Below are 14,269 nucleotides of genomic sequence, written 5' to 3' on the forward strand. Positions count from 1 at the left end.
CGTTAGGCTCTAACTACCAACTATGAATCCTTTATACTTGAAATGACCGAAGTACTAATAGGCATTCCATCTATTCTGGTTATAGTTTTCGACCTGTAGCTACAATGTACACTTCACGTGAACGGACGCGCGAAGATTCCGGTTTACGAATTCTCACTTGCTTAAATTGACTGCGAATTTCTTTGAGATACTCTTCGAATCCCTCTCCATGAAAAACCTTTACTAAAAAACACCCGCCACGATCTAATACTTTTTTACACATCTCTAACGCAAGTTCACATAAATGCATTGATCTTGCAATATCAACTAGCGGATGACCAGTCATCTGTGGAGCCATATCAGACATTACTATGTGAACTTTATGATGCCCTACACACCGCAGTATATCCATTATAACCGATGGTTTTCGAAAATCCCCCTGAAGAAACTCCACACCAGAAATAGGACGCATACTCAAGATATCACACGCAATAATATGACTAGTAGGGCCAATTTTCATAGAAACATACTGTGACCAACCTCCAGGTGCTGCTCCTAAATCAATGACAGTCATCCCATCTTTGAACAATTTATCACTTCTCTGTATAGAATCTAGTTTAAACCAAGATCGAGAACGCAATCCTTGTTTTTGCGCTTGACAAACATATTGATCAGTGAAATGTTCCTTCAACCATCTTTTAGAACTAGAAGATCGTTTTTTACTAGTCATGTCTTTTTCGGTTGCCGCATAATGAAAGAACTGAAATATAATAAATCATGGTCAATACTATGAATACGATGAAATCACACAGATATATTAATGACTCGTGATATAACATATATCATATCTATAACTAGCATATATAGTCACATTATCTTAAAATTTTTAAAGCTTTAGATTATCTCCCTTTTTAAGTACTCACTCTATTTCTGGTCTCAATAACATATAAGCAATCAACACTTAAAAACATATGACAAATACTAAACCACTCATCACCAATAAAAACAGGTTCTTGATATCACCATCTACTTCCTGAATACTCTGATATGTTGTAATCTTTTATCATAAGGTGATAACTTTCAATAACTCTGCTTTCATATAAAAAATTAATGACACACTACCTAACCTAATATCTACAAATAAACACTCTCTATACATTCAGCCTAATTTATAGTTTATAAAGATTACTTAATATAAAATACTAAAGCCCCTTGCCATCACAATATCAAGCGATTCTACACTCAAACTATTATACTACTAATCTGGTATATTTATATAATTAAAAATTATTACTTATCTTAAGATTAGTCTAATTGAGAAAAATATATCCAAAATATTTGTTATTAAAAAAATGATTATTGCAAATAGCGCAATACGCGATAAGTGTACTCGAAAAAATATTTAGATACCTTAGTATACATAGCTCTAACAATAAATAAGTATTTATTGTACTAATAATATACTTAAGGAATAAAATAATAATGAACATCTATAAGTATTAGAATGCACACTAGTACTATCTATAATTTTATCAAGCACAACCGGAGTACATCAACAAAAACTATCAGATGTACTCTACTTTTATAATGTCATACTCAACATTACCACCAGGAGTACATATCACTGTCACATCACCTGCAATTTTTCCTATTAAACCACGAGCCATGGGAGAATTGATAGATATTAAGTTATTTTTAAAATCGGCTTCATCATCACCCACAATACAATATGTAAATTCTTTATGAATCTCTCTATGAAAAACAGTAACAGTGGATCCAAAAATAACTCGACCATGAGCATTTCCAGACATTTTAACTACATCAATTATATTAGCATGTGATAATTTAGATTCTAACTCCTGAATTCGACCTTCACAAAAACTTTGCTCTTCACGAGCTGCATGGTACTCTGCATTTTCTTTCAGATCCCCATGTTCACGCGCAGAAGCAATAGCAGAGATCATAACAGGTCTTTTAATGGTTTTAAGTTCTTCCAGCTCTTTTCGTAGTTTATTCGCACCCCTTGATGTCATTGGAATCTGATTCATTAATATACCTCGCAACACAGGACCAAGCCTAAATAGATAATTTTGACATGCTTTATGCTAGCATACAAAAAAGTATTCTATAAACATCTGAGCGTCATTTTTCGCAAAAATACATGTTTTTTATTTTTTAAAATGTTCATGTTGTTGTTTTTACTTTTTTAATATTTAATTATAATAACCCATAGTAACACTATTATTGCACGTTCTGACCACAATAGTATTTATTAGAGTGTTTTTATAAAAAAAACAAATAAGATTGTTATTCTATTTAATATTATATTATTTACGTAGATTAGTAATTTACAAAAATTATTATAAAACTACTTTTCTACTTGACCTATGACTTAATGGCATCTCCTACATGATATGTATATATGTACTTTTTTATAAAGTACACTGAATCAGTGGTAAAATATTTATTATCAGTCCTACTTTCCTATACAAAAAGTAGAAAAAATAGATCCTAACAAATCGCTAGAACTGAACTCACCAGTGATCTCACCTAACGCTTTATGCGCTAAACGCAAATCTTCTGCCAGAAGCTCTCCAACTAATTTTGCTCGCAAGTGATTCTGACAATCTTGAAGATGTATCGAGGCTAACTCAAGAGCCTGTATATGGCGACGACGCGCAAAAAACCTACCTTCTATAGCTTCAGACCCGATCATGCTAACCTTTAAATGATTAAGTAAATTTTTAATCCCTACCCCGGTACGCGCTGATAAGCAGATTAATGAGCCTCCATGAATTTGTACTACTTCTTGTGATTCACCCGTGATATCTGCTTTATTGCGTATGATAGTAAACGGTGGAACTCGATCTAACTGAATACTAAGATCTGGCCAAATTGCAAAAAGATCTATAGAATTTGTAGTGGTTCCATCTACTACAAACAGTATGTGATCAGCTTTCTTAATTTCATGCCATGCACGCTCAATCCCAATACGCTCTATTTTATCTTTAGTATCACGAAGTCCTGCAGTATCAACAATATGAAATGGCATGCCGTCAATATAAATATATTCATGCAATGTGTCACGTGTGGTACCCTCAATATCAGTAACGATAGCAGATTGTCGTCCAGACAATCTATTGAGTAAACTAGATTTTCCGGCGTTAGGTTGACCAGCAATAACTACCTTTCTCCCTTCACGCAGTAAATTTCCAAGATGAGCTTCTTTATAAACACAATCTAACTGAGAAATTAACTGGTATAATTGAGATTCTATCTTACTATCTATGATAGGGTTAATTTCTTCATCTGGAAAATTAATCCTTGTTTCTACTTCTACTCGAAGACAAGTAAGTATATCTGAAAGATCCTTAATATACTCAGAAAATACCCCTTGTAATGAACAGGCAGCTGAACGAGCTGCTTGCTCTGAATCAGCACTAATTAAGTCAGAAATTGCCTCTGCTTGTATTAGGTCTAACTTATTATTTAAAAATGCACGTTCTGAAAATTCACCAGGATTAGCAATTCGTAATCCTGGTACTAACAGAATATTCTTCAGAAGAAGATCTAAAGTTATAGGACCACCATGACCCTGTAGTTCTAAGACGTCCTCACCAGTAAAAGAATATGGCGCGGGAAACCATAATGCGATTCCCTTATCGAGAACACGATCATCTTGATCGTAAAATATAAGGTATTCAGCATGACGCGCTTTAGGTAACTTTTTTAACAATTTCCAGGCAACACTAGCAGACTGATCACCAGAAATTCGCAAAATACCAACGCTACCACGCCCTGATGGTGTCGCCTCAGCGACAATAGTATTACTATGCTTCATATAAAAATACTCGCTAATCAGATATACTAAAATATCTTATGGCAAATAAAATCATTACTTTAGTGATAAACTAATCAAGCCTTTAGTAAAAAAATATCTTATTAACCTCAAAACAATCACTACATTAAGTACCCTATTCATTATTATACTATACACAAAATAATATTTCATATAGAGCATGCTCACAGAAACATGATGATTCTCACATAATATGTTTATATTTAGTCACTGTATCATCTTTCAAAAATACATATATAATATGCTGTTTAATTTTATCATAGAGGCGCTACCAGTAGAGACCTTGAGTAGAAAATCAAGTATCAGTACAATACTGTACTTTATCTACTCAAAGGTACGCATAATACAAGTAATTTCATTTATAAAAAGATTATACAAATTATGCTAATACTGTATTCTTGAGCATATAATGTATATTATATTAGTTTTCTAGTTTTCGTGATCCATGCTATAGTAAATTTACTAATGTATCTCAATGACCTTAAATGGCTATCTCTAATCAACATTATGCTACATATAGAATAAAACTATGCTAAAGAATATCTTAGAAAAACATCTACTGTTTTCAATGAAAAATGACCATCTAAAATATCATGGATTTATATTTAACGTTTAATTATGTTATTTTATCTTTTACTAAAAAACATTCGATACATCATACTAAATTAACATCATAAAAATATTTTCTTAAATATCAATATATTTTTTAGATATCTTTTTGTAAAAAATAATCTTCAGATTTTTCTGATTTTTTTATAAAAAAAATTATAATATATAAATGTTAGTATCTATATTAATAACATTTTACTATATGGTTTTTCTTAAACTATTAAAAAATCATTACGCACCTTGAATAAAAATACTTTCTAATGTTTTTTATTACATTATTATGTTTAAATTTAGTCTGCATCTTAATAGTAATCACATGCTGTTGTTGATATTAATTAATTCTGACTGATAAGGTCATCTTATCAATAAAGATCAATCTCTTATGCTAAAAAAAATTCAAAAAATTATAAATAATATATTTTCTTATGTAATTGAGCTAACTAACATAGAAGCAAGACAATAAATCTATTTTTATTCTAATCTAATCTAATCAGGTCAATCTAACATTGATAACAATATAATTAGAGATTGTTTCTAAAAAACCTTATAAAAATAATTAAAATATCATAACGAACGATAAAAAACTAATAGGTATAAAATTACACTTTGTAAAATGTTACGCAATTATTAACAACATTGTTAATATGCAGGAAAGGTTATTTCTATCCTACAAATGACTTAAAAAACTATGGAATGATTAAAAAGAAAATAACTTAATTATATCGTCGATCAAAAACCAATTTTATATATAAATATAAATAATAGTATCTAAAAAAATAAATATGAGTCAATTGAATAAGTGAGTGATTGGTAATCGCTATTAATTGAATTTTTTTGTCAACTCTTGCATATTCTAATTTATGTTACTATGTATAGTGTTTTACGTGTTACGCTATACAGTCTTATTTCTCATAAAGAGTCATCAAAAGTAACGTACTATACTCAGTTGCAATAAGTATATTTGTAGTAAAATATATGTCTTGTTAGGAAACACTATCCAGAACTACCCAGAATACTCAAATAACCTATCATTATTATCATATACAAACTAATATATAATATTATATATAATATATAAAGGATCCTATCGATTCTATCGAGTAATGACCGAGCCCTAGATTGATGTAATAAATAAACATATAGTAATTTACTTTTCATGCTGCTCTGCTTTACTGCTATACAAGACAAAAATAAGTATTTTGTATAAATTATACGGTTATATCTTATTTATTTTAGATACCTAAAATTATGGAGATCAAATGTTTGAGCAAACAATGAATATTGCTAATTATGATCCTACTTTATGGCACGCCATGAGCAAGGAAAAACAACGCCAAGAAGAACATATTGAGTTGATTGCTTCCGAAAATTACACTAGCCCGCGTGTCATGGAAGCACAAGGATCTCACTTAACAAATAAATATGCTGAAGGATACCCTGGAAAACGCTATTATGGTGGATGCCAGTACATAGATATTATTGAGCAACTAGCTATTGATCGCGCTAAAAAACTATTTGGAGCTGATTATGCTAATGTACAACCCCATTCAGGTTCACAAGCAAATTTTGCTGTTTACTCTGCATTATTAAATTATGGTGATACTGTCCTAAGCATGCACTTAACTCATGGGGGGCACCTTAGCCATGGGTCCCCAGTAAATCTTTCAGGTAAACTCTACAATATAATTTCATATGGAACTGATAATACCGGTCAAATCAATTACAACCAAATAAACGAACTTGCTAAAAAATATCAACCAAAAATGATTATTGGTGGCTTTTCTGCCTATTCTGGCTTATGTGATTGGAAGATCATGCGTGAAATTGCTGACCGTGTTGGTGCATATCTTTTTATTGACATGGCCCATGTTGCTGGATTAATTGCTGCTAATCTTTATCCAAATCCATTACCTTATGCACATATTGTAACTTCAACCACCCATAAAACACTAGCTGGTCCTCGTGGGGGTATTATATTAGCATCAGGTGGAAATAATGAATTCTATAAAAAAATCAATGCTGCTGTCTTTCCTGGCGGACAAGGAGGGCCATTGCTGCATGTTATTGCGGGCAAAGCTGTAGCCTTTAAGGAAGCAATGGAACCTGAATTTAAAATCTATCAAAAAAATGTAACTAAAAACTCCAAAGCAATGGTATCAGTCTTTTTAAATCGAGGGTATAATGTAGTTTCTGGTGGTACGCATAATCACCTTTTTCTTTTAAATTTAATAAATAACAACCTTACTGGACAAATAGCAGAAAATACTTTGGGTCATGCGAATATTACTATTAATAAAAATAGCATTCCTAATGATCCTCAAAACCCATTTATTACATCTGGGATCCGTATTGGATCCGCAGCTGTAACACGTCGTGGCTTGAAAGAAGATGACGTGTGCTTAGTAGCAAACTGGATTAGTGATATTCTTGAAAACATAAACAATCAAGAAATTCGTTGGAACGTAAAAAAACAAGTAATAGACCTATGTTCCAAATTTCCTGTTTATGAATAAATAATTATATAACGCGACGATTGTTAGCTTCAGTAAAATTTTATATTTTTTACAGTATATCTGTATCTTGAATGATAAAATAAATGTATAACTCTTCTTAATTAATATGGAAAACTATAAGTATTGCTCTTTATATCTGAACAGATTACTTTAAAATAAATATATATTAGCATTCTAATACTTTAATTAATGTTTTTATAAGATTCAATAAGATTGATATCTTATAGAATTCTCTAGAAATAGTAATTATTTGATGTATACTCCTTTATCATAAACATGATACTTTGCTTTATATTTATAAAAATTAAAAAAAATAATATTGATTATGTACTATAAGTCTATCCGTTATACTATAGATAATAAACATACTTAGTTGGACGAAACAAATCATTATATTTGTAGTATGCATATAAAAAAGAATAAATAATACATTGAATTTTTAATGATTTATAAAGCATTGTGATTGTTTATGAATAACACAAATCATAGCTCCAAGACCATTCGAACGAGATGGTGTTAATTGTTGTATAAGATTAAGGTTTAATAACCACGATCGTACGTTAAAATATATAATATCTTGTGGTGTCATGCGTTGATAGCAACAAAAAATAATGGCCAATAACCCCTTAACAAGTGCTGAATCACTATCTCCATCTAAAATTACTAAACCTTCTTTATCAGTATTGACTGTAATCCATACTTGACTTTGGCAACCAGGAACAATATTTTTTGGATGATATAAAGTTTTAGATGGTATCGGAAGAGCGGAGCCTAACTCAATAATATATAAATATTTTTCTTCCTGGTTAATGCAACGATGAAAATTATAAACTAGTATATCTCTATCCAAAAAAACAGACATGCTTCCTCGCTTGAGTAGTTATATTAGTAATTTTCTATATAGATAATATTTTAGTACATATAGCCTCTAATATGCATCATAGACATGATACTAATGACCATCTTAATCTCAACAAAAATCATATAAACAAATTATAGTAAAGAAATAATCAAAAATAAATTACAAAATAAGTGATTTTTATTATCACATCAATTGAAGGAGATCCTATTTTAAAAAAAACTTTCAATCACCAGACTACTTAAGCATATCGAAATCAACTGATTCATTTTCATATCGTATACGTCAAACAAAAGCACTCGTTACTGTATACTGTGCTATAATATATTTTATAGATCTATTGAGTAATATATGATAGAAAAATAAATCACATCTATTACTAATTTAATATATTTATTTTTCATATAATTGCAGAATACATCTAGCATAAGCGCTGACTCTATACAATACCTCCTATCGTAATGATATTTTTAAAATAAATAAAAAACTACTAATTAAATCTATATAATAAGTAAATACATATTATATAGATTATTTAGTTTTCTTAAAAATTTACATCGATTATTAACATTACAATAGATAATCGGCATCATCAAGAAACATTAAACAGTAATTATGACAATAATATATCGCTTAATATATTTTTAAAAAAGGTCTACATAATATATTTAATACTTTATTTTAAATTTTATATATAATTTAATAACTATAATAAAAACATACTTTTTTTATAGTATCTTCTAATATATAAATTAAAAAATAATTTAACTTAATAAATGATGAATACGAATTAAACCAGATACCAGGCGATCTACTTCATCTTCAGTATTATAGAGAACCAGAGAAGCACGACACATCGACGAAACACCATAATGCTTCATTAACGGCATAGCACAATGGTGGCCAGTACGAATAGCTATGCCATATTGATCTAAAAAACTACCTACATCAAACGCATGATAAGATCCCAAATTAAAAGCTAGCACTCCGATAGCTTGAGATGGGCTATAAATGATTATATCTGGCACATCTAATAATTTATTTAACGCATAATTCATTAATTTCTTTTCATGCTGAAAAATACTATCCATCCCTAGCTCACTTACCCATTGTAACGCAGCTCCCAAGCCAATGATTGACCCAATGTTTGGTGAGCCTGCTTCAAACACCCAAGGAGCTGTAGTATATGTCGTCCCCTTACTAAGACTAACAGTAGAAATCATTGATCCTCCACCCTCCCATGGTGGCATTAATTCTAAAATTTTTTTACGACCATATAAAATACCAATACCGGAAGGTCCGTAAATTTTATGACCAGAAAAAACATAAAAATCACAATCTAAATCCTGAACATCTACCGTATCATGCATGATTGCTTGAGCGCCATCGATTAATGTTACTATCCCAGATGCTTTAGCCTGAGAAATAATTTTTTTTACCGAATTTATAGTACCCAATACATTAGAAACATGAGTTAATGCTAATAAGCGCGTACGAGAATCTATTAAGGATGATAAATACCTTACATCTAATGTCCCAGAACATGTCAAAGGAATATAACGTAATTCAGCATTGATACGCTTCACAAGCATCTGCCAAGGCACAATATTCGCGTGATGTTCCATTTCTGTGATAATGATATTATCACCAGGCTTTAATTGACTACCCCCCCAGCTATGTGCTACTAAATTAATTGCTTCTGTTGCCCCTTTAACAAATACTATCTCTTCTGCGCTCGCCGCGTGTAAGAAATTGGCAACTTGTGTACGAATGTTCTCCATCCTAGTGGTAGCATTAGAACTTAAGGTATGAATTCCACGATGCACCGCTGCATGTTCATGCTGATAGAAATAAGATTCAGCATTAAGAACAAATTGTGGTTTTTGCGCAGTAGCTGCACTATCTAAATAAGCCAATGGATATCCATTTACTTCTTCGGCTAATAATGGAAATTCTAAACGAATACTAGTAATATCAAAACTCACTACACCTATCCTCCAATACGATCAGTAATGCGTTTTTGCACAGCTTCTTTAAGTAGAGAATTAGATAAGAACTCTGTAACTTCAGAACAAAATGCATCTATAATCATGCGCTGTGCAATAGATTTTTTGATTCCACGCGTCCCTAAATAAAAAATCTGCTCTTCGTTAATACATGAAATTGTTGCTCCATGCCCACATTGAACATCATCATTATAAATTTCCAACTGAGGTCGCGTATAAACTTCCCCTGTAGAACCTAACAGCAAGTTGTTATTACTCATCTGTGCGCAAGTTTTTGGTGCATGTAAGGATACTTTAAGTGTGCCATTAAATACCGCTTTTCCGCAGTCGTATATAATATTTTTATGTAACTGCTGGCTATTACAAGAAGCATTGGTATGCTCTAACCAAGTTCGATTTTCAAATACTTCTGTACCGATCGGTATCATTAAACTATTTAATATCAACCTGGAGCTATCTCCATAAAGTTTAACACTAGTCTGATGACGTGTTAACCTGGATCCTAATAAAAAATTATGACTTTCTGCGTGGGTATTAGACCCTACGTTTAAATCGTTATGAGAAAAGTGATAACCACTAGAATCTTCAAAAGAAAAATAATAATGCTTAAACTTAGAATTATTACCAATATTTGCAGTAAATCGTGCCATATTCAAGTAAGATGAGCTATTTACAGTAATAAAGTGCTCAATAACTACGACCTCACTAGAAGAATCTTGTTGTAGATGACAACGATATCCTGAAGTATATAATTTATTAGAAGCACTACAATGACTATAACCACTACCAGTAGTAACATGTAATAGATACAATGGACGCATTGCTTTTTTACCAGAAGCAAGGTGAATAAACGTAACTTGATCAACAAGACTTTCTGTCAAATGCAAAAAAAATTCAGGATAAATAGGAGTCTTAAACGCCTCCTTTTGAGATGCACTAGGAATTATATGAATAGTAAAAGGATCATGCTCAGCATCACTTAATTCAGATGAAAAACGTCCATCTACAAAAACCAATCGTAATGCATCAATCGGAAGAGCATATTCTATAACAATATTTAAACTTAAAATAACAGGATTTGGCAAAACAAACTTCTGATTTAGTAACCAATCTAATGGTATACATCTCCAATCTTCTTGCGTCTTCTCAGGAAAACCCAACCGTAATGCCTCATTCCAATGTTTACGCGCCTGCAAACTATCAATATTATCTCGTGTTTCTAACAAATTTTTCCATTTTCGTAATATATCATCATTCTTGGTCAACAAGCCAGGCATAGCCGTTTTCCTCCAGTTTCTGTACCAACCAAAAACCTCCTGATTTTACAATCCGTCCATGAGATAACACATGCACAAAAGATGGTTTTATATAATCTAATATACGCTGATAATGCGTAATAATAATAAACGAGCGTTTATTATTACGGAGACTATTAACACCATGAGAAATAATTCTTAACGCATCAATATCCAGTCCAGAATCAGTTTCATCTAAAATACATAAAACCGGCTCTAAAAGGGACATCTGTAATATATCATTACGTTTTTTTTCCCCTCCAGAAAATCCAACATTCATAGAACGAGTCATAAGCTCCTCAGAAATTTCTAATAAGCTCATTTTTTCTTTAATCATATCTTGAAGATCAAATCTATCGAGGGCATCCTGCTGACGATATTTACGTATAGAATTAACTGCTGTTCGTAAAAACAGATTGTTATTTACTCCAGGAATCTCCACTGGATACTGAAAAGCCACAAAAATCCCTTCCCCTGCGCGCTCCTCTGGACCTAACTCTAACAAATTCTTACCTTTTAATGTCACACTACCTTGGTCTACTTCATAATCTTTATGCCCCGCTAAGGTAGCAGCGAGGGTGCTTTTTCCTGAACCATTAGGACCCATAATGGCATGCACTTCACCTGGTTTTACCTTAAGATTTAAACCGTTAAGGATTTTGTGATCACCAACACTAACATGTAAATCTTGAATTCTTAACATACAAGTCCTTATGAGCTATGTTTGTAATATACAATACTAACCCACACTATGTGAAAGACTAATAGCAAGCAATTTCTGCGCTTCAACTGCAAATTCTAAAGGAAGTTCCGAAAAAACATCTTTACAAAAACCATTCACGATCATTGAAATCGCATCATCCTCATTAATTCCGCGTTGTAAACAATAAAATAACTGATCTTCACTGATACGCGATGTTGTTGCCTCATGCTCCAAATTAGCAGTATTGTTTTTTACTTCAATATAGGGAAAGGTATGCGCGCCACATTGGGAGCCAATTAGCATTGAATCACATTGCGTATAATTTCGTGCATACATAGCGCTTGGCATAACCTTCACTAAGCCACGATAAGTATTTTGACTGTTACCAGCAGCAATACCCTTAGAAATAATAGTTGAACTTGTGTTTTTGCCAATATGAATCATTTTAGTACCTGTATCAGCTTGTTGAGTTCCACTGGTTAATGCTACAGAAAAAAACTCACCAATAGAATTATCACCACGCAGAATAACACTTGGATATTTCCAAGTAATAGCCGAACCAGTTTCTAACTGAGTCCAAGACATTTTACTTCTTGTTCCAACACATAGAGCACGTTTTGTGACAAAATTTAGAATTCCACCTGAAGTATCTCTACCAGAAAACCAATTTTGTACTGTTGAATATTTAACCGTAGCGCTTTGGTGTAAGATAACTTCCACTACGGCTGCATGCAGTTGTTGAGTCTCACGTATAGGCGCAGAGCAACCTTCCAGGTAACTAACAGAACTCCCTGTATCAGCAATAAGGAGCGTTCGCTCAAACTGACCAGTTTTTTCTGCATTAATTCGAAAATAAGTTGAGAGCTCCATTGGACAATGGACACCCTTTGAAACATAAATAAAAGTTCCATCAGAAGCTACAGCGGCATTTAAAGCAGCAAAAAAATTATCGTTGGCAGGAACTACGCTACCAAGATACTTCTGAACTAAATCAGGATAATTATGAATTGCTTCACTAAAAGAACAAAATATAATACCTTCTTTTTTTAACTTATCACGGTAAGTGGTAGCTACAGATATTGAATCAAAAATCGCATCAACCGCTACCTCACCCTCTTCTCTCACAGGTATTCCAAGTTTCTTAAAAGTATCTTCAACTTCCTGCGTAAGATAATTAGTCGCTTGTCTACCTGTGGAGTCTATACTATCTTCTGATGGAGTATAAGTCTCACTACAACCTTGACAAGACGGCACAGAGTAATAACAGTAATCTTGATAATTCAATGCTTGATAATGAGCTTTAAGCCAGTGAGGTTCTTCCATAGTCAACCAGGCTGCGTATGCTTTGAGACGAAATGCTAGCATCCATTCAGGTTCGTTACGTTTGGATGAAATTGCACGAACAATTTCTTCATTGATACCATCTGCAAACTTTTCAGTTTTAAGCTGAGTAGAAAAACCCTCTGTATATTTTGAATAAGCATCCGCTATATTCTGATCATTATTAAATCTATTATTATCATGCAGCATTAGACTTTACTCAACACTAAAACTCTCACCACAGCCGCAGGCTTGGTTAGCTAAAGGATTATTAAATTTAAACACCTGATTCAAACCTATATGTACATAGTCTACTTCTGTACCATCAATATATGGCATAGCCTTCAATGGGACAAATACACATGCACCATTACAGCTAAACATTAGGGCATCCTTAGATATCTCTGTTACTAAATTCATGGTATAACTTAATCCAGCGCATCCAGAAGTTTTTACATTTAACTGAACCCCCTTAATATTCGGCTCTTTTAATGAAAGATAGCTAATTTGCTCTGCTGCTCTATGCGTTAACGTCAATCCTTTCCAGACAGGTGCGCCTGAATGTGAAGTAATTAATTTTTCTGATGGCATAATCAACCTCATAATACATTATCCAGACAGGGTGATAATTTCTTCTTAAAATAACCTATACTACTATAAAACTTTACTAGATACTTTACTAGCATATCTATAATAATCGTGCATGAGCTAGAAATATTCCTTAACTTCTTTTGAATGATAACTCAACACTACAAATATTGATAAAACTTAAATAATTGTCCGTAATATTATAGACAATCTTTAAGATACCTCTAATATATTGATATATTGGATATCATAATTACCTATAATAAAATATTATTAGATATAATTAAGATATAATTAAGATATAATTAAGATATAATTAAGATATAATTAAGATATAATTAAGATATAATTAAGATATAATTAAGATATAATTAAGATATAATAAGATTATATATTTTTAAAAAAAATTTTCAGATTTTTCTATAATCAGATTTTTAAAAACAAAAAATAATAAATACCTTAAATACATATTACAGAAAAACTTAAATTTTAGATGACCTAAAATAAATCATCACTAAGATAGTGTTATACTTTTACC

General features: G+C 31.8%; 10 protein-coding genes. 1 reads left to right on the forward strand and 9 read right to left on the reverse strand.

Annotation, left to right across the window (positions count from 1 at the left end; genetic code table 11):
• Nucleotides 1–79: 79 nt before the first annotated feature.
• From rlmE to mnmE, 3 genes are all read right to left on the reverse strand, one after another.
• Nucleotides 80–709 (reverse strand): 23S rRNA (uridine(2552)-2'-O)-methyltransferase RlmE, encoded by a 630-nt coding sequence (gene rlmE / locus ERCIPSPA2889_RS02585; protein WP_157989285.1) that lies wholly within the window; start codon nt 707–709, stop codon nt 80–82.
• An 835-nt stretch (nt 710–1,544) separates the two neighbouring features.
• A complete protein-coding gene (gene greA, locus ERCIPSPA2889_RS02590; RefSeq protein ID WP_157989286.1) occupies nt 1,545–2,027 on the reverse strand; it encodes a transcription elongation factor GreA in 483 nt (160 codons plus the stop codon).
• Between the two features lie 428 nt (nt 2,028–2,455).
• Nucleotides 2,456–3,820, reverse strand: a complete 1,365-nt coding sequence (gene mnmE, locus ERCIPSPA2889_RS02595) for a tRNA uridine-5-carboxymethylaminomethyl(34) synthesis GTPase MnmE (protein ID WP_157989287.1) — start codon at nt 3,818–3,820, stop codon at nt 2,456–2,458.
• Nucleotides 3,821–5,706: 1,886 nt separating this feature from the next.
• On the opposite strand from mnmE, the gene glyA reads away from it, so the two are divergent.
• Nucleotides 5,707–6,960 (forward strand): serine hydroxymethyltransferase, encoded by a 1,254-nt coding sequence (glyA, locus tag ERCIPSPA2889_RS02600; RefSeq protein WP_157989288.1) that lies wholly within the window; start codon nt 5,707–5,709, stop codon nt 6,958–6,960.
• Between the two features lie 439 nt (nt 6,961–7,399).
• On the opposite strand, the gene sufE is transcribed toward glyA, so the two are convergent.
• From sufE to sufA, 6 genes are all read right to left on the reverse strand, one after another.
• The gene (sufE, locus tag ERCIPSPA2889_RS02605) at nt 7,400–7,822 is read right to left on the reverse strand and encodes a cysteine desulfuration protein SufE (RefSeq protein ID WP_157989289.1); all 423 of its coding nucleotides are present in this window, start codon (nt 7,820–7,822) and stop codon (nt 7,400–7,402) included.
• A 761-nt stretch (nt 7,823–8,583) separates the two neighbouring features.
• A complete protein-coding gene (gene sufS, locus ERCIPSPA2889_RS02610) occupies nt 8,584–9,804 on the reverse strand; it encodes a cysteine desulfurase SufS (RefSeq protein WP_157989290.1) in 1,221 nt (406 codons plus the stop codon).
• A 5-nt stretch (nt 9,805–9,809) separates the two neighbouring features.
• Entirely contained in the window at nt 9,810–11,102 is a 1,293-nt protein-coding gene (gene sufD / locus ERCIPSPA2889_RS02615; protein ID WP_157989291.1) for a Fe-S cluster assembly protein SufD, read from the reverse strand.
• On the reverse strand, nt 11,077–11,823 hold the full coding sequence (sufC, locus tag ERCIPSPA2889_RS02620) for a Fe-S cluster assembly ATPase SufC (RefSeq protein WP_157989292.1): 747 nt from the start codon (nt 11,821–11,823) through the stop codon (nt 11,077–11,079). Before sufC ends, sufD begins: the two co-directional genes overlap by 26 nt.
• A 36-nt stretch (nt 11,824–11,859) precedes the next feature.
• A complete protein-coding gene (gene sufB / locus ERCIPSPA2889_RS02625; protein WP_157989293.1) occupies nt 11,860–13,353 on the reverse strand; it encodes a Fe-S cluster assembly protein SufB in 1,494 nt (497 codons plus the stop codon).
• A gap of 6 nt (nt 13,354–13,359) precedes the next feature.
• Entirely contained in the window at nt 13,360–13,746 is a 387-nt protein-coding gene (gene sufA / locus ERCIPSPA2889_RS02630; RefSeq protein ID WP_232037612.1) for a Fe-S cluster assembly scaffold SufA, read from the reverse strand.
• Between the last annotated feature and the right edge of the window lie 523 nt (nt 13,747–14,269).

This window comes from Candidatus Erwinia haradaeae, from assembly GCF_900698985.1.
GTDB lineage: Bacteria > Pseudomonadota > Gammaproteobacteria > Enterobacterales > Enterobacteriaceae > Erwinia_E > Erwinia_E haradaeae_B.